The following is a 20235-nucleotide window of genomic DNA, read 5'->3' as shown; positions in this document are numbered from 1 at the left end:
AATTAAGGTCTTGAATCGTCATCCCCAAGCTCTTAAGTTCCGAAAACCGGAGGCGCCTCCGCTTATACCACGGGCGCCCCCTAAGTGTTATCCCATCCGGAACCGAAATGTCATGCCCTTCATTAGGGGACAGAGTGAGGCCCGAATCCATGACAAAACCCCTGAAGCTGAAGCTTGAAGTCAATGGCAAGACGCATGAGGTCTCGGTCGAGCCGCGCGTCACGCTGCTCGACGCCCTGCGCGACCACCTGCACCTTACCGGCTCGAAGAAAGGCTGCGACCAAGGCCAGTGCGGCGCCTGCACCGTCCATGTCGATGGCGAGCGCGTGCTGTCCTGTCTTACGCTCGCGGCACAGGTCGAAGGCCGCGCGATCACCACCGTCGAGGGCCTGCGCCCCGACGGCGGCGATCTTCACCCGGTGCAAGCCGCCTTCCTCGCCCATGACGCGTTCCAATGCGGCTATTGCACGCCGGGCCAGATCATGTCGGCGGTCGCCTGCATCAAGGAAGGCCATGCCGGCTCCGATGCCGAGATCCGCGAATATATGTCGGGCAATCTGTGCCGCTGCGGCGCCTATCCGCATATCGTGGCGGCAGTGCGCGAAGCGAAGGAGGCGATGGCGTCATGAAGGATTTCTCCTACACCCGTGCCGCCTCGCTCGCTGAGGCGCGAGAGCGTGCAGGCCAGGCCGGCGCGATGCTGCTCGCCGGCGGCACCACCCTGGTCGACCTCGCCAAATGCGGCGTGGCCATGCCCGATGAGGTCGTCGACATCACCCATATTGAGGGCCTCGATGCGATCAAGGTCGACCGCGACGGCGCCCGTCTCGGCGCGCTCGCCAGGATGAGCCATGTGGCCGACGACGCCCGTATCCGCAAGGAATTCCCGGCCGTCTCGGAAGCTCTGTGGCAGGCCGCTTCGGCCCAATTGCGCAACATGGCGACGATCGGCGGCAACCTCATGCAGCGCACGCGCTGCGCCTATTTCCGCGACCCCGCATCCTTCCCAGCCTGCAACAAGCGCCATCCGGGCTCGGGCTGCGCCGCTCAGGGCGGCGTCACCCGCAATCACGCGGTGCTGGGCACGAGCTCCTATTGCATCGCCACCAATCCGGGCGATCTCGCGGTAGCGCTCACCGCGTTCGACGCCGTCATCCACCTGGGCGAGCGCCAGATCGCGGTGGACGACTTCTTCCTCTTGCCGGGAGCGACGCCGCATCAAGAACATGCCGTGGAACCGGGTGAGATCATCACTGCCGTCACCATCCCGGCCTCGGCGGCGGCGAAGCGCTCGACCTATCTCAAGGTGCGCGACCGCCAGTCTTATGAATTCGCCGCCGCCAGCGCCGCGGTTGGGCTCGAGCTCGAGGCCGACGGCAAAACCATTCGCGATGTACGCGTGGCGCTGGGCGGTGTCGCGACCAAGCCCTGGCGGGCGCGTGAGGTCGAGACCCATCTCAAAGGCAAGACGCTCGCGGCCGAAACGGTGAAGCGCGCCAGCCTCCTCGCCATGGAGAGCGCCGTCGCGCAAGGCGACAATCACTACAAGATCGACCTGGCGCCGCGCGTCATCGCCCGCGCCATCCTGAAAGTCGGAGGCATTGCATGACTGAAGTTGCCACAAAGACTCCGGCCAAGCCGAAGCGCGGCGATGCGTCCGACAGCGGCGCGCCGCTCGGCAGCCGCCTCTCGCGCATCGACGGCCCCGCCAAGATCAAAGGCGCCGCGCGCTATGCGCTCGAGCACCATCCCGCCAATATGACCCATGCGGTGATCGTGCAGAGCACGATTCCGGCAGGCCGCATACGCGCCATCGACAAGAACGCCGCGGAAGCAGCACCAGGCGTGCTGCTCGTCCTGACGCCCGACAATATCCTCCCCCTCAAATCGGCGACGACCTGGCTCGGCACGCCGGGCCCCGAAGGGCCTTATCTGGCGCTGACCAAGGAAGTCAATTTCACCGGCCAGCATGTCGCCGCGGTGGTCGCCGAGACCTTCGAGCAGGCGACGGCGGCAGCAGCCCTTCTCAAGATCGACTATGAGGAGGGAAGGGCGGTCGCGACCCTCGATGATCCGAAGGCAGGCGAGGGCAACGCCGTCGACCCCATGACGGTCGAATGGGGCGATGCCAGGACAGCGTATGCCGACGCGCCCATTCGCATCGAACGGGAATACACGACGCCACGCGAATATAATGTGCCGATCGAGCCGCATGGGCTCATCGCCGAATGGCAAGGCGACAGGCTCACCGTCTGGGAGCCGAGCCAGTGGATCAATTTCATGGCGCGCACCTATGCCGAGTGGTTCGACATTCCTTACGAGAGTGTGCGTCTGGTCTCGCCCTATACGGGCGGCGGCTTCGGCTCCAAGGCCTTCGCCATGGCGCATGGCGCCATTGCCGCGGTTGCGGCGAAGATGCTCAAGCGCCCGGTGAAGCTCGCGGTCACCCGGCCGCAGACCTTCACCGCCTTCGGCGGTCGCGCGGCGACGCGCCAGAAGCTGGCGCTCGGCGCCACGCGCGACGGCAAGCTGCTCTCGATCATCCAGACGGGGGCGAACGAGACCTCGGTCGATGGTGTCTGGGTCGAGCCCTTGGGCGCCGTCACCACCCTCATGTATGCGACGCCCAACCTGTCCTCGCGCCAGAATGTCGTGCCGGTGAACACGGTATTGCCCAGCGCTCTGCGTGCGCCCGGCGAGAATCCGTCGGCCTATGGCATCGAATGCGCGATCGACGAGCTCGCCTATGAGGTCGGCATCGATCCGGTGGCGATCCGCCTCATCAATTATGCCGAAGAGGATCCGCAGGCGAAGAAGCCGTGGTCGACGCGGCGCCTGCGCGAAGCCTATGAAGAGGGCGCCAAGGCCTTCGGCTGGGCCAAGCGCAAGCCCGAGCCCCGCTCGATGCGCGACGGCCATCATCTGATCGGCTGGGGTGTCGCGGCGGGGACCTATCCGGTGCGCCGCACCGCCGGCCAAGCCCTGGTGCGCATCCTCGCCAATGGCCGCGCCGAAGTCTTGAGCAGCGGCATCGACATGGGGCAGGGCACCTATACGATCCTGGCCCAGACCGCGGCCGAGGTGTTGGGTCTCGCCGTCGAGAAAGTCGACGTGAAGCTCGGCGACTCCGAGCTGCCGGGAGCGCCCGTCGCCGGCGGATCGCAGCTCGCCAATCTCATGACCGGCGCCGTCCACAAGGCGGCGAGCTCGGCGCGCGACGAGTTGATCGGGCTCGCCATCAGCGATCCCAAATCGCCGTTCGGACGCCTGCAGGCGAATACGCTCGCCATCGCCGATGGCCGGATCTCATCACCGCGCGGCAAGGAGAGCCTGTCGATCGCCGAATTGATGCAAAGGCTCGGCCGCGACAGGATCGAGAGCCTGCGCGACACCCTGCCTGAGAACGCCAATAGTGCCGAGGATAAGCACACGACCTTCACCACCATCACGCGCATGCGCTCGCCGACCGAGGGCGACTACTCGCTTCATGCCTGGTGCGTGCACTTCATCGAGGTCAGGGTCGATGAGGATTTCGGCACGGTCAGGGTGTCGCGCGTCGTCTCGGCGCTCGATTCCGGCCGCCTCTACAATCCCAAGCTCGCCGAGAGCCAGTGGAAGGGCGGCATCATCATGGGCATCGGCCAGGCGCTGCTCGAGGAAGGGCTCGTCGACCGCCGTCATGGGCGCGTGATCAACAACAATCTCGGCGACTATCTCATCGCCACCAATGCCGACATTCCGGACATCGAGGTGATCTCGGTCGGCGTGCCGGATTTCCATGCCTCGGCCTTGGGCGGCAAGGCGGTGGGCGAGCTCGGCATCGTCGGCGTGGCGCCGGCCATCGCCAATGCCGTCTATCACGCGACCGGAAAGCGCATCCGCGACCTGCCGATCACGCTGGAAAAGCTGCTTTGACCTATCCCTCACCGGAAAGATCGCGGCGCGCTTTGTCGAGCTCTTCGGCGTAGCGCCGCATCAGACGGTTTTCGCTGAGCACACCGATCACCGTGCGGTCGGCGAGGTTCCGGACGACGGCAAGCTCCTCGGCGCCGGCCTGGCCGAAGGCCTCGGCGGCTTCCTGCGCATTCATCCCCGGCACCAGCACCCTGTCGGCAAATTTCACGAAGGCCGACAGGGGTGCTGAGGGATCGGCGTGATGGCTGTGGAGCTCGGCCACGATCAGCATGCCGGCATAGTGGCCTTGCGCATCCAGGGCGACGGCGCAAGGAGCGGCACCCAGCGGGACCGCTTCGCGGAAGGCTTCGACCGTTGCCGTGGCCGCGATCGTGCTCGCGTCTTTGGTCATCATCGAGGCGACGGTGAGGCTGCGTATCCACCCCACATCCTGCGCGCTGCGGATCGTCTCGCCGCGCAAGTGGAACCGCCAGGTCGAGAAGGAATAGCCGAAGGTCTCGCGCACCAGGATCGCGGTCATGATCGCCGAGGCGAGCACCACGCCGGTGAGGGCGAGGTCGCCGGTCGATTCGAGCGCCAGGAAGCTCATGGTCAGAGGTCCGCCGATGATGCCGACGGCGAAAGAGGCCATGCCGGCCACCGCGGCGACGCTTGGGTCGATGCCGATTGCCGGCATGGCCAGGGCGCTGACACCGGCGAACAGCTTGCCGAAGAGCGCGCCCAGGAACAGCGAGGCGAAGAACAGGCCGCCGCGGAAGCCCGAGCCCAGCGAGATGGTGGAGGCGGCGATTTTCAGCAGGAAGAGACTCGCCAGGATGGCAAGGCCGTGATCGAGGCTGAAGACGCCTTGCAGCGCGCCATGGCCGCTCGACAGGATTCCAGGCGTCACCAGGCCGAGGAGCCCGACCGCGACACCGCCGATGACGGGACGCAGCGCGGAATCGAATCTCTTGAAGCCGCGCTCGATCACCGCCACCAGATACATGATGGCGATCGAAAACGCGCCGCCCAGGAGCCCCAGGAGAATGAAGGGGATATACTGCTGCGCGGCGAGCTCGGGCAGGCCCGCCAGCGCGATCGGAAAGGGCGCGCCGCCAAGCCAGCGCACGGCCAGCGTGGCGGTGATCGCAGCCGCCATCACCGGCGCCACATTGGCGATCGAATAGATGCCGATGATGAGCTCGAAACCGTAGAAGGCACCGGTCAGGGGCGCGTCGAAGGCGGCAGCGATCGAGCCCGCGGCACCGGCCCCGACGAGGATGCGCATGTCGTTGCGCCGCAGCCGGAACAGAAGTGCCAGCCGCGAGGCGAGGCCGGATCCCACTTGCGTATAGCCCGCTTCGAGCCCGACCGATGCGCCGAAGCCGCTCGACAGCACGGTCTGGCCGGCGATGATGGCGGTGTCGGCGAGCGACATGCGGCCGCCATAGAGCGCATTGGCCTCGATCGGATCGACCGGCGTCGGATAGTTGCGCCGTCTGAGCCAGAGCACGCTCAGTCCCAGGAGCGCACCGCCAATGGCCGGCATCGCGGCTTGGAAGGGATTTGACAGCGCCATCATCGCCGACAGCCGGTTACCGGTGGGCAGGTCGAACAGCAGCTGATGCATGATCTGCACGATGGCGCTCATCGCGGTGACGAGCGCGCCCGCCACTGCGCCGATGACCACAGCCAGGAGCACGATGACGATGCCGCGCGCCTCGAGCATCGCGAGCGCGCGCAGATGAAGCGGCGGCGGGCGACGGTCCTGGTCGGGCAACGGATCGGCTGACGGCAAATCGGTCTCGTGGGATGAGGAAAGCCCCATCTGCCTGATACGCCCGATGATGGCGCGTAGCAACCGGCGAACAGAGCTATTCGGGGCGCAGCAGCTCCACTTCCGTGCCGTGCACCGTCGTGCTTTCGGCCATGTCGCTCTTGCGGCCGGACACCAGCGCATTGATGTTCGCCGCACCCGGCGATGCGCCGGGCCAGCGGCCCTTATGGACGATGCCGACGCCGCGCTGCGTCGCGGGCGACAGGGTGACCGAAAGCGGCAGGCGGCCAATCTCATTGGCGAGCAGCACCGAATCGCCCTCGGCAAATCCTCTCTCCGCCGCATCGTCGGGATGGAGCGTGATGGTGGCGGGTCCCAGCCTGCGGCGGATGACCTTGTCATTGCCGTAGCTCGAATTCATGAGCCACAGCCCGGCGGGCGACAGGATGCGGAAATGGCCTTTCGCGGGCAGAGGATCGGCATGCGGCAGGGGCACGCGCGGCAGGCCTTGCGCCTCGGCGCGATCGCTTGCGAGCTCGATGCGCCCCGACGGTGTCGCGAAGACGAGATCGGCGAACTGGATGCGGGGCTCCGGGAAGACAGCGACCGTTCCCGCCTTTGCGAGATCGGTGAATCCGCCGCGATAGGGCGTCGCGGCCAAGAGACGCGCAATGAGCGTCTGGTCCGGCTCATAGAGTGCCGCGTCATTGAAGCCCATGGCCCGGGCGAGCTTGCGGAAGATCTCGCTATTGGGCAGCGCTTCGCCCGGCGGGTCCGCGGTTTTCACTTGCGCCGAGACGGTGAGGTCGAAATAGGAGAGGACGAGATCGTCGCATTCGAGGAAGCTCGCCGCCGGCAGCACGATATCGGCATAGGCCGTCGTGTCGGTGTGGAAGAGGTCGATGGCGACATGGAACAGATCGGTGCGCTCGAGTGCCCGGCGCAATCGTCCCTGTTCGGGTGAGGAAGCGGCGGGATTGTTGTTCCAGTTGAAGAAGGCTTTGGCGCGGCCGCGATCCTCGATCGCCGGGGCGAGGTCCATATGGCTGACCGAGCCCGTGCCGCTGCGGGCAAGCGACGGCTCGGTGACCGTGGCCATGTCGATGCCGCGCATGGCCGATCCATTGATATAGCAGAAGCCCGCGCCCGCCTTGCCGAGATTGCCGGTGAAGGCGATGAGCGCCGCGAGCGCCCGGAAGACATTGCCGCCCATGGGCTGGCGCTGCACGCCCTGGCCGAGCCAGAGGAGCGACGGGCCTTCGCCATAGGCGATCGCTGCCGCTTCGATAAGGTCTTCAGGCACGCCGCATAATTCGGCCGCGCGTGCCGGCGTCATAGCCGCGATGGCGGGCAAGAGTTCTTCCGCGCCGATCACATGCCGGGCAAGGAAAGTCTCATCGACCAGGTTTTTCTCACGCAGGACATGAAGCAGGCCGAAGGCCAAGGCCGCATCGCTGCCGGGCCTGAGCTTGAGATGGATGTCGGCCGTGGCCGCGGTGTCATGCGCGATCGGATCTACGACGATGATCCGGCTGCCGGCCTTCTGCGCCTCCTTCAGCCAGTATTTGTCCTGATGCGGCGCCGAATGGGACGGGTTGGCGCCCCAGACGATGATGCAGCTGGCGTTGCGGGCGCTGTGCGGATCGAAGCCCTCGACCGATGCGCCGAAGACGAGCGCGAGCGCCGAATGGCCGGCCTTGTTGCAGACCGTGTCGGGATCGACCTCGGTGGCGCCGATGCGGTTGAAGAAGCGATTGGGAAAGGCGCCGCCGAGAAGCCCGACCGTGCCGGTATAGTGGGTGTGGATGATGCTGCGCTCGAAACCCTCATCGATGAGGCTGTTGAGCTTGCCGGCGATCTCGGCCGTCGCCTCGTCCCAGGAGATGGGGGTGAATTCGCCTTTGCCCTTGGCGCCGATGCGCTTGAGCGGCCGCGACAATCGCAAAGCCGGGTCACGCCAGGCGCCGTTATAGGCGATAGCGCATTTGCCGCACAAAGCGCCGCGGCTCACCGGATGGTCGGGATCGCCCAGCACATTGGCGACGACGCCGTCCTTCCTGGTGACAATGATGCCGCAGGCATCGTAGCAATCCCTGGGGCAAGTGGTCTTGATGATTTCGCGCTGGGCCATGGACAGACCCTAGCATGAACGCCGCCGGGGCAGCCTGTCCACTTGCGTGAAGGCCGCGCAGGCCAGTTCAGGAGGGATGCAGCTCCTTGGCGCGCGCCTTCAACTCCTGCACCAGGAAATCGATCAGGCTGCGGACGCGCGGCGTGTCGCGCAGATCGGCGTGAACCCCGATCTTGACCGGCTGGAAGGGTTCAGGCGTCGGCGGCTCGATGCGCAGCAATCCTGCTTTGCGGTCGCCCAGGACGCGCGGCAGCACGGCCATGGCTTCGCCCGCCTCGGCGGCCGCGATATGCGACTGGACATCGTTGGTCCTGAGCGTCACTTGCGCGCGCGATGCGATGGACATCAGCCATTCGATGGGCACCACCTTGATGGGCGAATCGACCAGCGAGACCACCTTGTGGCCGGCGCATTTCCTGGAAAAATCCGGCTGGCCGTGGCGCTCGACATAGGCGAGCGACGCATAGAGCCCGTAGGAGACGTCGGCGACCTTGCGCTCGACCAGGTCTTCCTGCTCAAAACTCCCGATGCGCACCGCGATATCGGCTTCGCGCCGCGACAGGTTGAAGCGCCTGGGATCGTTGATGAGATTGATGGCGACGAGCTTGTGGCGGCTGGCGAAGCGCGCGAGGAGGGGCGCCAATATGTCGTCGCCGAACCAGGCGAGGCTCGTCAGCGTGATGCTGCCCTGAAGGCCGGTGTCGCGCCCGGCGATGCGCCGCTCCACCGCTTGCGCATGCTGGTCCATCTGGTCGAGCGCCTCGATGAAGGTGGCGCAGAGCGGGCTCGGCACCAGGCCGCCCGCCTCGCGCTCGAACAGCTTGCCGCCGATGCCCTTCTCGAGCGCGCTCAAGCGCCGGCTCACCGTGGGCTGGGTGGTCCCGAGCGCCCGGGCGGCGGCCGAGAGCGAGCCATGCCGCGCTATGGCATGGACAATCTTGAGATCATCCCAATCCATGGGTCAGGCTCCGTCAGTGGCGGGCATGCGTTTCATTTGCCACGGCGCAATGAGCTCTGGCAATCTGTCGCCCGTTAAACAAGGAGGCAGGGGTGATCTACGAAATCTGTGTGGATTCGGTGGCGGGCGTGCGCGCCGCCAAAGCGGCGGGGGCGCATCGGGTCGAGCTGTGCGCCAATCTTCTCGAGGGAGGCACGACGCCGAGCCGGGGCACCATCCGCAAGGCGCGCACCATCGCCGGCATCGGGCTTCAGGTGATCATCAGGCCGCGTGGCGGCGACTTCCTCTATGACGAGGATGAATTCGCCGTCATGCAGACCGACATCGAAACCGCCAAGGAAGAGGGCGCCGATGGCGTGGTCATCGGCCTCCTGACGCCGGAGGGCGACGTCGATGCGGCGCGCACTCAGCGTCTCATCGCCAAGGCGCGGCCCTTGTCGGTGACCTTCCATCGCGCCTTCGACATGACGCGTGATCCTTACGCTGCGCTCGAAACCCTGATCGGGCTCGGCGTCGACCGGATCCTTACCTCGGGGCAGGAACCGAGCGTGCTGGAAGGGCTGCCGCTGATCACCGAGCTCATCCGCCGCGCGGGCGAGCGGATCATCATCATGCCGGGCGCCGGCATCACGCCGCGCAATGCTGAGCGCATCATCGCCGCGGCCAGGGCTAAGGAGATCCATTTCGCGGCCCTCGAGCCGGAAACGGGCGGTATGAAGTTCCGCCGCCATCACGTCTATATGGGCGGCGAATTGCGCGCCCCCGAATATGACCGCCTCGTCACTTCGGGCGACACCATCCGCGCGGTGATGTCGAAGGGCTGATCACCAGAGCGTGTAGCCGCCATCGATCACGAAGGCAGCGCCCGTCACATAGCTGGACGCCGGGGAGGCGAGATAGACCGCGAGCGGGGCGATCTCATGCGGCTCGCCGGTGCGCCCCATGGGCACGGCGCGCACGAAAGTCTCGATGACTTCCGGGTGCTTTTCGGCCCAGGCGATATTGGGCTCGGTCATGAACAGGCCGGGGCAGATGGCATTCACCGTGACGCCGCGCGGCGCCCAGTCGGCGGCGGTAGCGCGGGTGAAATGGATGAGCGCCGCCTTCGCCGTCTCATAATGGCGCCCGCCAATGCCCCGATTGGCGATGAGCCCGCTGATCGAGGCGATGTTGATGACGCGGCCTTTGCCGCGCTTCAACATGGCGCCGCCGATGATCTTGGTGGCGAGGAAGCAATGAGTCAGGTTGAGGTCGATGAATTTCTGCCAGGTGTCGAGATCGGTGTCCTCGATCGCGATGTCGAGATTGCGCCCGCCGACATTGTTGACCAGGATGTCGATCGGCCCGGCTTCGGCCAGCACGCGGTTGCACAGGTCCTCGCATATCGCCGGCTGCGCGATATCGCCGGCGAAGGTCCACACGGTGCGTCCACGCTCGCGTATCTCATCGGCGGTGCGTGCGAGAGCGTCGGGATCGCGCCCGTTGATGGCGATATCGGCACCGGCTTCGGCCATGGCGAGCGCAATGGCGCGGCCGAAGCCGCGGCTGCCGCCGGTGATGAAGGCACGCTTTCCAACCAGGCGGAATTGATCGATCACAGTCACGCAAAAGCCCCCGCAAGACAGCTTGGCACCATCATATTATCTGATAATCTAGCCTTTCCACCCTGTCGAGGGTCCTTGGGGGAGGATGCGAAAGAGCTGCTGGCATTGGTCTGCCCGACGAAGTTGGATATCGCTCACGCAGACAGTTGCAGCCGCGCCGAATATACATAAGAATGCCTTTTCGGCCTTCGACCGACACAGCAAAAAATTGAATCAATCCGGGAGTAGACAATGACGAAACGCAAGGAAGCGGAAATGATCCTCCAGCAGGATCTGCGTCAGCAGTTGTTGCGCGGCCGCATAGACCGGCGCACATTCCTCATGCGCAGCATGGCGGCAGGCTTGAGCGCCGCGGGCGTGGGCACCGTTGCCAAGAACGGCGTTGGACCGGCCTTCGCGCAGGACCGTCCATTGACGCCGACCTTTTATCAATGGATCGAAGATCTTCATCCCGGCATCCCGAAGGTCAACGAGAAATTCCCCGGCATCAACTACCAGATCGCGCCGGTCGAGGGTTTCGGCATCGAGCGCTTCGTCGCCGAGGCCAAGAACAAGGAAAGCACCTGGGACGTTTATGTCGGCCAGACGCCTTTCGTCGAAATGTCGGCGATGAAGGCGGCCGACGTCATCGAGCCGTGGGACGATTATATCCCGAAGGACGTGATCGACGACATGATCCCCTCGATCCGCGAGGAGAACACGATCGACGGCAAGCTCTACGGCTGGCCGTTCTTCCTCGATGTGATCGGCAATTCCTGGCATTCGGGCATCACCACCAAGGCGGGTCTCAAGGATGAGGCGCCCGCCACCTGGGACGACCATCTCGCCAATGCCAAGAAGATCGTCGAGTCGCAGGCCGCCCCCTTCGGCGCCACTTTCGACTCGCATGGCTGGCGTTCGGTCGCTCCCTTCACGCACAGCATGAGCAGCAACGTCTATACGTCGGAAGGCCTGTTCGACTTCACCAGCGACGCCGCCGTCGAGGCGCTGAAGCTGATGAAGAACATCATGGCGGTGTCGCATCCCGACATCCTGCTCGAAGGCGCCTCCGATGGCGGCGTCAACGGCACGCCGGACGAGGTCGCCTTCGCTGCCGAGCGCGTCGGCTACTTCAGCAAGTATTTCAACGCGCCCTTGCGCATGGCGCAGAACTGGGACGATCCCAAGCTCCTGCATATGGGCCAGTTGCCGAAATTTGCCAATGGCGAAGGCTCGACGGTGTTCTGGACGACGGGCTGCGCCTTGTTCAAATACGGCAAGAACAAGGAGAAGGCGTCCGAATATATCAAGGCGCTGACCTATGACCGGCAGATCTGGCAGGATTCGATCGCCGGCACCAAGGCCGCCCATCCGGGCCAGTTGCCGCCCTACAAGTCCATCTATGCCGAATGGGAAGCCAAGAGGCCCGACTGGATGCTGGATTTCGTGCCCCTGGTCCGTGCCCAGCTCGACAAGGCCAAGGCGATCAACAACCACATCTTCGGCCTGCAGCAGTTCGTCATCGGCAAGCCCATCTGGGAGACCTATCTCAAGGGCGAGGAGGCGGATCCGAAGGCGGCCTTGCAGAAGGTGGTCGACGCCGTACAGGCCGAGATCAAGCGCGGCAAGCAGTAGATTGAATGAGAGGGCGTGGGGACCGGAGGCGCGTGGCGCCCCGGTTCTCCCTCTCATTGTAATGTACTCGAGCCCCTCTGATCCGTTAGCATAGCGCATGGCAGAGACGACTTTTTCCGATCGAATGACGCGGCACCCGGCGCACAGCGCCGACACGCTCGGGTCGCGGATGACGACGCTGCGCAACACGATGAGCCCCTGGTGGTTCCTGCTGCCGACGCTCGTCTTCTTCATCGGCTACCAGGCCTATCCGATCATCCGCGTCCTGTGGATCAGCTTCACCGACTATCAGTATCTCTCCAACGAGCCGGCGAATTTCGTCGGGTTCGGCAACTATGTCGCGGCGTTCAAGGATCCGCTGATGTGGGCGAGCCTGTGGCGCGCCACTCTGTTCACGATCATGTTCCTCCCCGGAACGATCATCCTGCCCTTGCTGCTCGCCATCCTCGTCGACCGGGTCACCAATCCGAAACTGGCGACGTTCTACCGCGTGGTGCTGCTGATCCCGGCGGTGATCCCGAGCACGCTCGTCTTCGTGCTGTGGAAGTGGATGTATAATTACCAGGTCGGGCCGATCAATCATCTGCTGGTCGACATATTCGGCCTGTTCACCGTGTATAATGCGCCACAATGGCTGGGCGGCACGCCGCTGACGCTGCCCGCCATCGCGATCATGGAATGGTGGTGGGGGCTCGGCTATCACACGATCTTCTTCCTGGCGGGGCTCGCCGCGATCCCGCGCGACCTGCCGGAGGCGGCGCGCATCGACGGGGCCAGCGAATGGTCGATCTTCTGGCACATCACGCGGCCTGCCTTGGCGCCGATCATGATGATCCTGGTGGTCCTGCGCTTCGGCACCGCCATGGCGGTGATCGATGAATATCTGATCTTCGGCGGCTTCAACCGCGACTCGCCGACCTATACCTGGACGATCTTCATGTATGACCAGGCCTTCAAGCTCGGTCTCTGGCGCCAGGGTTTTGCCGCCGCCATCGGCATGATCGGCGCCGTCGCCATGATGATCGTCATGGTGTTCCTGATCCGCATCTTCAGGCCCAAGGGTTAGCGCATGACCATGGCCGCATCCGCAAAACCGCAGCAAGGCTGGTTCCGCGAGAACCGCAGCGCCATCATCCGCCACGGCGTGATCAACTTTTTCATGCTGATCATCCTCGCACCCTTGGCCTGGGTGCTGATGATGTCGATCAAATCGCGCTCCGATGCGATGCGACCCGACTTCTGGCCGCGGCGTTTCGATTTCACTCACTACGCCTATGTCTTCGACAAGATCGACACCTTTCCCATCAATCTGCTCAACAGCATTTATGTCACCACCGGCACGGTGATCATCACCACCCTTTGCGCGGTGCTGGCGGGCTACGCGCTGGTCCATATGAAGCCCAAGGGCGGCGGCCTCGTGGTGGCGCTGCTCCTGGTCTCGCTCTATTTCCCGGTGCGCGTCGTCTCGATCATCAGCGTCTATGAGATCCAGGACTATCTTAACCTCATCAACAGCACGTCGGGCCTCATATTGCCCTATGTCACGCTCAACCTGGCGATCAGCGTGCTCATCATGCGCAGCATCTTCCAGCTGGTGCCGCATGAGGTGGTGGAGGCGGCCAAGGTCGATGGCGCCGGACCGTGGCGCACCTTGTGGGAGATCGTCCTGCCCATGGCGCGCAACGGCCTGGTCGTGATCTTCATCGTGAACTTCGTCACCGCCTGGGGCGAGTTCCTCTTGTGCTCGACGCTGACCAACGACCAGATCGTGCGTACCATGCCGGTGGTCCTGGCCGGCGCCCAGGGCGGCCTCGGGCAGTGGTCCTGGCCGGCGCTGGCCGCGGTCTATGTCCTGGTCGTGACGCCGGGCATCATCGCCTTCACTTTCGCCCAGAAACTTTTCTTCAAGGGCCTGATGGAAGGCGTGGTGAAGGGCTAGGATCCCGTGCCGAGGCTTGCGCCGGCGCCGGTTCAGTGCAGATATACCCCTTGCCCAGGGAGGAAGACATGACGCCATCGGAATCCGGCAAGCGCGTCGATCTCTATGGCGCGAGCTATCGCAATTTTGCTCATGACCTCTATGCCGACATTCGCCGCGAGGCCTTCGGCGAGGACATCGGCCAGACGAGCTGGCTTACCGCCGAAGAGCAGGATCTGTTCATCTCCTGGCTCGGGCTCACCAAGTCGAGCCGCTTGCTCGATGTCGCCTGCGGCTCGGGCAAGCCGACCTTGCGCATCGCCCAGAAGACCCAATGCCATGTATCGGGCGTGGATATCCATGCGGAAGGCATCACCAGCGCCACGGCCAATGCCCGGGAAGTGGGCTATGAAGGCCGTGCCCATTTCCATCATGCCAACGCGGCCGAGCGGTTGTCCTTCGACAATGCGAGCTTCGATGCCGTGACCTGCATCGATGCGATCAACCATCTGCCCGACCGCCCGCGCGTCCTCGCCGACTGGCGCCGGGTGCTGAAACCCGGCGGATGCCTGCTGTTCACCGATCCCATCGTCCTGACCGGCCTCATCACCAATGAGGAGATCGCCGTCAGGGCATCGATCGGTCTCTTCGTCTTCGCGCCGCAAGGCCTTGACGAAACGCTGTTGCGGCAGGCAGGGTTCGACGTCGAGCGCGTCGAGGACCGCACGCCGAACATGGCCGGCAACGCGGCCGGCTGGCATGCGGCACGAGAGAAAAGGGCAACCCCGCTGCGGAAGATCGAAGGCGACGATGTGTTCTTCGGCCAGCAGCGCTTCCTCGAAACCGCAGCGAGGCTCGCCGGAGAAAGACGGCTCTCGCGCTTCGCCATATTGGCGCGCAAGCAATCATGAGCAAGCTTCTGTTCGCCGATTCGCTGATCAGCTCCGGACCGCATCCCGATATTCCGGACGAGCATCGCATCTTCGCACCCTTCATCGGCGATTGGGACCTGATCGTGAAATGGTTCGACGAAAGGGGCAAGCTTGCGCGCGAGGAGCGCGGCGAATGGCATTTCGCATGGATCCTCGAAGGCCGCGGCGTCCAGGATGTGTGGATCGTGCCGCCGCGGAACGAGCGAGGAGGGCGCATCGATCTCTATGAATATGGAACGAGCCTGCGCTTCTTCGACAGTGAGCTCGGAGCCTGGCAATCGACCTGGATCGGGCCGATGCATCGCCTGGTGCGCACCTTCCTCGCGCGCCGGATCGACGACAAAGTGGTGCTCGAGACCACCGAGGGCGAGGTGCCGCGCATGCGCTGGTCCTTTGCCGATGTCACCCAAGACTCCTTTACCTGGCGAAACGAGCTGTGGACCGGCGCCGACTGGCGCATCCAGCAGACTTTCGACGCGCGCCGGTCTTCCGCAAGATAAGACTGCCCTTACGTGACTCGCCTTCGCCATTGAATGACCGGCTTTGGCGGCTTAATGAGTTGTCATGGTATTGATGCAGGATGTGTTCCAGCCGCTCGGCCTCGCCGGGCGGTTGCTGTTTCGCTACTGGCCGCAGCTGTTGCTGCTGGCCGCCCTGGGCTGCCTGCTTCACGATCTTCTGCTCGATCTGGCGGTGCGCGTCGGCATGGAGAACGCGCTGTTCGGGATGGTGATCCTGTCGCTGGTCGTTCTCGCCAAGCTCGCCATCATCGTGATGATGTTTTCCGTCCTGCGGCCGTCGCTCTCGGGGCTTGTCGCCCTGGAGCAGGCGAAGACCAGGGCAACATCTCAGGCTGAGCGCCGCAGCAACCACATTCTCGCCGTGACGGCCGCGGCGATCTTGCCGTTCTTCATTTATTACGCCGCCTGGGGCTTCCTCGGCGATACGGTGCGCGAATATTCGAGGCTCGCTCTGTCGCGCGTGCCCTTTGGCGAGAGCGCGCGCTTCCTCGATCTCCTGCAGGCGCGCTGGCTCATCGCCTCGATCATCGTTTGCTGGCTGATCCGCTGGCTCGCCAAATATATGAACCGGCGGGCCACCGTGCCCTATTGGCGCTTCCTGGTCGTCGCCTGCGATGCGACCTGGCTGTTCATCGGTCTTTACGGCATCGGCCTCTACAAGGATCAGCTGATCGAGAAGCTGGGGGCCGGCGCTTTCGCGGCGTTCTCCTTCATAAGCGAGGCGCAAGCGGCCGAGGCTTTCAGGCCGGTGGAGTTCCAGCCTTTAGGCTTCTGGACCGATGTGCAGAACCTCTTCTTCTTCGCCCTTCTGCCCCTGGTCTGGCTGGTCATGGCGGCGATCATCAATGGCTATGAGGTCGCGAGCATCAGCAAGCCCGCAGCGGATCCCGGGGCCAAGCCGTCGAGCTGGCGCAAATGGCTCGGCGATTTCATCAGCCATTTCCTCGGCGGCTATCGCTCGCGCTATGCGCCGGTATGGAAATGCGTGCGCCTGACGCTCGCCGCGGGACCGGCAACCTTGCTGACTTTCGTGATCGCCTATCAGGCCGTGAGCTGGATTGGCGCCTGGGCGTGGGTCGGCCTTACCCGGTGGATCGGCGCCGCCGATCTCGTCACCTGGCAGATGCTGGCCGATCCGATCACCATCTTCATCGGCAGCCCGAGCGATCTCGACGGCGGCATCCTGCTCGATGCCATGAGAATCTGCCTGCTTGCCGCCGTCCTCGACTATGCCGTCTCATCCGAGAATCGGCGCAACGGCGAGATCAGCGCAGTACAAGGTAGGCCGGCCTGACATTGGCCGCGGAGACGATGAGATCGAACTTGGTGACGTCGACCGGCACCAGGAATGTTTCCGCCATCTTCACCGTCTCGCCCGACTTCAGCGGCTTGATCGTCGCCGAGCCGCAGGTCACGCGCTCATCGATCGAAGGCCTGGCTTTGCGGACCGCGTAAGGCGTCAGGAATTGCGGCAGCCACCTTTTTTCGCCGCGGTCGCTGAGCTTGATGCGGCACATGCCGGCGGCGAAGGCGGCGGGATCCGCGATCTTGGCTTCGAACTCGGCGAGGATGATGGCCGATTTCTTGTCGTCCTGGCGCAGCTGATAGAGGCCTTCGAGCCGCCATTCCGCCCCGCCATAGGAAATCGTCTTGCCCGGTTCCGCGGTCAATGGATCGAGGTCCTGCTCGGCGCGCCAGCCGGTCACGCCGCCATAGGATCTGACCCCGATGGCGACGGGCAAGAGCACGATCAGCGCGGCAAGGCTCAGCCAGCGCATACGCCGGTCGCGCGGTGTCAAAGGCGGCAGCACGCTCATTCCGTGGCAATGCTCCAATCGGTGGACGAAGAGCCACGGACGAGGGCAAGTGCGGGATGAATGGCGGCCTTGGCCGGGAGATCGGCCGCGATATGCATCTCATTTTCGAGGGCGAGGAACGGGGTGGGCGCAACGAGGATCGAACCGCCTTGCCATTCGCTTTCAGGGAATTCGAAGATCATCAGCGCGCGCGAGGGGAGGCCGGGCTCGAGGCGCTGGACGGTCAGAAGACCGGGGGCATTGGACAGGCGTTCGCTCGAAGCATAGCGCACGCCATCCGGTCCGAGCCAGGCCGCCGAAGTGAGCGTGATGCTCTCATGGCGCGCGGCGGCTTCCGCTTCGACGACGGCCCAGATGCCGGATGTGCTGTAGAGCCGATCCTTTCCGAAGGCGGTGAGTCTGATCTCTCGCGCCAGGCGGATATTCGTCACGGTCAGCTCGAAATTGCGGCCTGAGAGTTTTTCGCCGGCCTTGCCGGCGACGGCGATCGGGCTGGTGATCTCGCCATAGCCCGGCCGCGTCTTCTGCAAGCTGTAGAGAACGAGGATGGCGAGCCCGATCGCCAGAACGTGAGCGAGCTTGCGGATCATGGCGCGGCCTCGGTCTTGACGGGGAGGACGACCTTGGCGACCGGCGGCCGGTCGAACCAGCCCGGCGCGCCATAGAGATTGTCGCGACGCTTATGGATCTGGCTGGCGACGCTGAATTCGACTGATTTCGGCGGCGCCGCTTGCGCCGGCCAGTACCATGTGGCGATCACCCGCTCCGGCATATTGGGATGGAGGTCGAAGAGAATGGCATTGTCGCGCGCGAGGTAGAAGCTCGGCGGGTCGAGAGTGGTGGGCGCATTCGTGATCGTCAGCAGGCGCATATAGGCGTTGCTGGTCGCGGCCGATCGGTTGGTGAGTTCCATCTCGACGGCGAGGCGCGCGCCTTTGGTCGATGATGAGGAATTGCCTTCCTTGCCGAATTTTGCATCGAGAAGCGTGACGGTGAAGCGCCCGGTATCGAGAGCTTCGCCCGCCGCGACGACAGGCAATTGATCGGGATGGGCTGCGTGATAGAGGGCGGCGGAAAAGGACGCGACGGCGGCAGCGCCGGCACCCAGCCCGGCAACGACAAAAGTGGCTGCTCTTTTTCTGTATGAAATGAAGTCGGGACGTTTCAGCTGCACAACCCTCCGGATGAAATGGAAATGAAGGCCGCAGCACGGATTGTCAATCAAAAGCGCCCTCAGCTTTACTTCGCGATAGCCGGGCTATTTGCAGGGGGAGCCATTGGCTGAAAGTCATTGTTGACTAGTATGGTAGTTGGTGCAAACTGGTCGCAACCGTAGGGAGGAGCGGTTGGGAACCCACACCACGATCGATTGGGGCGTCGAGCAAGGCGCGCCGGTCGGGCCGCAGGTCTATCGGTCGCTTCGTGAACGGATCATCCGCGGTGAACTTGAGCCGGGCGGGCTGATCTCCGAAGCCGAGATCGCGCGCGCCTTTGCGATCAGCCGGCAGCCGGTCCGCGAAGCCTTCATCAAGCTTGCCGAAGAGGGGCTGGTCGAGATCCGCCCGCAGCGTGGCACCCTGGTGCGCAAGATCAACATCGCTTCCGTCATGGATGCGCGTTTCGTGCGCGAGGCGGTCGAAGCCGATATCGTCAAGATCGTCACCGAAAAGCGTGATCCGCGCGTCATCTCCAACTTGCGCCAGCAAGTCAGGACGCAGCGTGAGGTCGCCCGACAGAATGCGGGCAGTTTCATGCAGCTCGACGAGGCGTTCCATCGCACGCTCGCCACTGCCGCCGACAAGGCGCATGTCTGGACCATCGTCAACAATGTAAAAGCCCAGATGGACCGCTTACGCCAGCTGAGCTTTCTCAACAGCTCGGCCGCCGGGCGCGCCGTCACGCAGCATCATGCCATCGTCGAAGCGATCGCCAGGGGCGACGCCCAGGGAGCCGATACGGCGATGCGCACTCATCTGCGCCAGATTCTGCTCGATCTGCCGGTCTTGGCCCAGCTGCGGCCGAACTACTTCGAGAGTCTCGACGTCCAATCCAACGCAACGTGAACCGTTACTGCTAGGGAGGAAAACATGATTTCACGCCGCACGATCGGAAAAACCTTTCTGCTGGCCGCCACCGGTCTTCTGATGGCGGGCACGGCGCAAGCCCAGGAAGTGCTCAAATGGGCGCATGTCTATGAAGTGACGGAACCCTTCCATACCGAATCGGTATGGGCCGGCGAGGAGATCGCCAAGCGCACCAACGGCCGATACAAGATCGAAGTCTACCCGGCCTCGCAGCTCGGCAAGGAGGCTGACATCAATCAGGGCCTGAAGCTGGGCACGGTCGACATCATCATCTCCGGCTCGAGCTTCGCTGCCAAGGAATATGCGCCCATCGGCGTGACCTACTTCCCCTATATCTTCCGCGATGCCGATCATCTGCTGAAATACGCCAAGAGCGACACCTACAAGAAGCTGACGCAAGGCTACGCCGGCAAGACCGGCAACCAGATCGTCGCGACGACTTATTACGGAACGCGCCAGACGACGTCGAATCGGGCGATCTCCAAATGCGCCGACATGCAGGGCCTGAAGATCCGTGTGCCGGATGTGCCGGCCTATCTCGCCATGCCGCGCGCCTGCGGGGCCAACACGACGCCGATCGCCTTCGCCGAAGTCTATCTCGCTCTGCAGAACGGGACCGTCGAAGCACAGGAAAACCCGCTGACCACGATCGAGGCGAAGAAGTTCTTCGAGGTGCAGAAGAACATCGTGCTTACTGGCCATATCGTCGATCATCTGAACACGATCGTCTCCAAGACCCGCTGGGCCAGCCTCTCGGACGAAGACAAGAAGATCTTCGCCGAGGTCATGCAGGAGGCGGCGGCACGCGCCACGCAGAAGATCGTCGCCCGCGAGAAGGAGCTCGTGCAGGTGTTCAAGGACAAAGGCCTGATGGTTACGGACGTGGACAAGTCCGACTTCGAGAAGAACGTGCTCGAGAAGACGAAGTTCGAGGACTTCGGCTATGACAAGGCCGACTGGGAGGCGATCAAGGCGATCCAATAGC

19 protein-coding genes are annotated in these 20235 nt (G+C 64.0%); 12 read left to right on the top strand and 7 right to left on the bottom strand.

What is annotated here, in order from left to right; all coding sequences use genetic code 11:
* Window positions 1-149: 149 nt before the first annotated feature.
* From DS839_RS05470 to DS839_RS05460, 3 genes are read left to right on the top strand one after another with little or no spacing between them, the layout of a single operon-like run.
* Window positions 150-629, top strand: a complete 480-nt coding sequence (locus DS839_RS05470; RefSeq protein WP_119269261.1) for a (2Fe-2S)-binding protein — start codon at window positions 150-152, stop codon at window positions 627-629.
* Entirely contained in the window at window positions 626-1609 is a 984-nt protein-coding gene (locus DS839_RS05465; RefSeq protein WP_119269260.1) for an FAD binding domain-containing protein, read from the top strand. Before DS839_RS05470 ends, DS839_RS05465 begins: the two co-directional genes overlap by 4 nt.
* Window positions 1606-3915 (top strand): xanthine dehydrogenase family protein molybdopterin-binding subunit, encoded by a 2310-nt coding sequence (locus tag DS839_RS05460; RefSeq protein ID WP_119269259.1) that lies wholly within the window; start codon window positions 1606-1608, stop codon window positions 3913-3915. The genes DS839_RS05465 and DS839_RS05460 overlap by 4 nt, the downstream gene beginning before the upstream one ends.
* Window position 3916: 1 nt before the next feature.
* On the opposite strand, the gene DS839_RS05455 is transcribed toward DS839_RS05460, so the two are convergent.
* The 3 genes from DS839_RS05455 to DS839_RS05445 all read right to left on the bottom strand — a co-directional run bounded on the left by DS839_RS05455 (window position 3917) and on the right by DS839_RS05445 (window position 8760).
* On the bottom strand, window positions 3917-5623 hold the full coding sequence (locus DS839_RS05455) for a chloride channel protein (RefSeq protein ID WP_368911243.1): 1707 nt from the start codon (window positions 5621-5623) through the stop codon (window positions 3917-3919).
* A 145-nt stretch (window positions 5624-5768) separates the two neighbouring features.
* On the bottom strand, window positions 5769-7802 hold the full coding sequence (locus DS839_RS05450) for a molybdopterin-containing oxidoreductase family protein (protein WP_119269257.1): 2034 nt from the start codon (window positions 7800-7802) through the stop codon (window positions 5769-5771).
* 67 nt (window positions 7803-7869) lie between these two features.
* The gene (locus DS839_RS05445) at window positions 7870-8760 is read right to left on the bottom strand and encodes a LysR family transcriptional regulator (protein ID WP_119269256.1); all 891 of its coding nucleotides are present in this window, start codon (window positions 8758-8760) and stop codon (window positions 7870-7872) included.
* A 92-nt stretch (window positions 8761-8852) separates the two neighbouring features.
* On the opposite strand from DS839_RS05445, the gene DS839_RS05440 reads away from it, so the two are divergent.
* Window positions 8853-9584, top strand: coding sequence for a copper homeostasis protein CutC (locus tag DS839_RS05440; protein ID WP_119269255.1), 732 nt, complete (start codon window positions 8853-8855; stop codon window positions 9582-9584).
* Here the strand turns inward: DS839_RS05440 and DS839_RS05435 are convergent, their stop codons facing one another.
* Window positions 9585-10364, bottom strand: coding sequence for an SDR family NAD(P)-dependent oxidoreductase (locus DS839_RS05435; protein ID WP_119269254.1), 780 nt, complete (start codon window positions 10362-10364; stop codon window positions 9585-9587).
* 231 nt (window positions 10365-10595) lie between these two features.
* Between DS839_RS05435 and DS839_RS05430 the strand changes: the two genes are divergently transcribed.
* The 6 genes from DS839_RS05430 to DS839_RS05405 all read left to right on the top strand — a co-directional run bounded on the left by DS839_RS05430 (window position 10596) and on the right by DS839_RS05405 (window position 16643).
* On the top strand, window positions 10596-11978 hold the full coding sequence (locus DS839_RS05430) for an ABC transporter substrate-binding protein (protein WP_368911213.1): 1383 nt from the start codon (window positions 10596-10598) through the stop codon (window positions 11976-11978).
* Between the two features lie 97 nt (window positions 11979-12075).
* Window positions 12076-13044 carry a carbohydrate ABC transporter permease gene (locus DS839_RS05425; protein ID WP_368911212.1) on the top strand — a complete coding sequence of 323 codons (969 nt, stop codon included), beginning with the start codon at window positions 12076-12078 and terminating at the stop codon, window positions 13042-13044.
* A gap of 3 nt (window positions 13045-13047) precedes the next feature.
* On the top strand, window positions 13048-13917 hold the full coding sequence (locus tag DS839_RS05420) for a carbohydrate ABC transporter permease (protein WP_368911210.1): 870 nt from the start codon (window positions 13048-13050) through the stop codon (window positions 13915-13917).
* A gap of 68 nt (window positions 13918-13985) precedes the next feature.
* Complete coding sequence (locus DS839_RS05415; RefSeq protein WP_119269252.1) at window positions 13986-14807, top strand: class I SAM-dependent methyltransferase; 822 nt, start codon at window positions 13986-13988, stop codon at window positions 14805-14807.
* Window positions 14804-15328 (top strand): hypothetical protein, encoded by a 525-nt coding sequence (locus DS839_RS05410; RefSeq protein WP_119269251.1) that lies wholly within the window; start codon window positions 14804-14806, stop codon window positions 15326-15328. The genes DS839_RS05415 and DS839_RS05410 overlap by 4 nt, the downstream gene beginning before the upstream one ends.
* 64 nt (window positions 15329-15392) lie before the next feature.
* Entirely contained in the window at window positions 15393-16643 is a 1251-nt protein-coding gene (locus DS839_RS05405) for a hypothetical protein (RefSeq protein WP_119269250.1), read from the top strand.
* On the opposite strand, the gene DS839_RS05400 is transcribed toward DS839_RS05405, so the two are convergent.
* The 3 genes from DS839_RS05400 to DS839_RS05390 are packed head-to-tail and all read right to left on the bottom strand — an operon-like array spanning window position 16615 to window position 18340.
* A complete protein-coding gene (locus DS839_RS05400; protein WP_119269249.1) occupies window positions 16615-17166 on the bottom strand; it encodes a hypothetical protein in 552 nt (183 codons plus the stop codon). The two genes, DS839_RS05405 and DS839_RS05400, sit on opposite strands and share 29 nt — an antisense overlap.
* Window positions 17163-17756, bottom strand: a complete 594-nt coding sequence (locus tag DS839_RS05395; protein ID WP_119269248.1) for a hypothetical protein — start codon at window positions 17754-17756, stop codon at window positions 17163-17165. The genes DS839_RS05400 and DS839_RS05395 overlap by 4 nt, the downstream gene beginning before the upstream one ends.
* Window positions 17753-18340 carry a hypothetical protein gene (locus DS839_RS05390; protein ID WP_162918320.1) on the bottom strand — a complete coding sequence of 196 codons (588 nt, stop codon included), beginning with the start codon at window positions 18338-18340 and terminating at the stop codon, window positions 17753-17755. Before DS839_RS05390 ends, DS839_RS05395 begins: the two co-directional genes overlap by 4 nt.
* Window positions 18341-18512: 172 nt before the next feature.
* Between DS839_RS05390 and DS839_RS05385 the strand changes: the two genes are divergently transcribed.
* Entirely contained in the window at window positions 18513-19229 is a 717-nt protein-coding gene (locus tag DS839_RS05385; protein WP_368911208.1) for a GntR family transcriptional regulator, read from the top strand.
* Between the two features lie 81 nt (window positions 19230-19310).
* Entirely contained in the window at window positions 19311-20234 is a 924-nt protein-coding gene (locus DS839_RS05380) for a sialic acid TRAP transporter substrate-binding protein SiaP (protein WP_438816497.1), read from the top strand.
* Window position 20235 lies beyond the last annotated feature (1 nt).

Source organism: Taklimakanibacter deserti (genome assembly GCA_003574785.1).
This window is presented reverse-complemented; position numbering and strand designations above follow the sequence as displayed.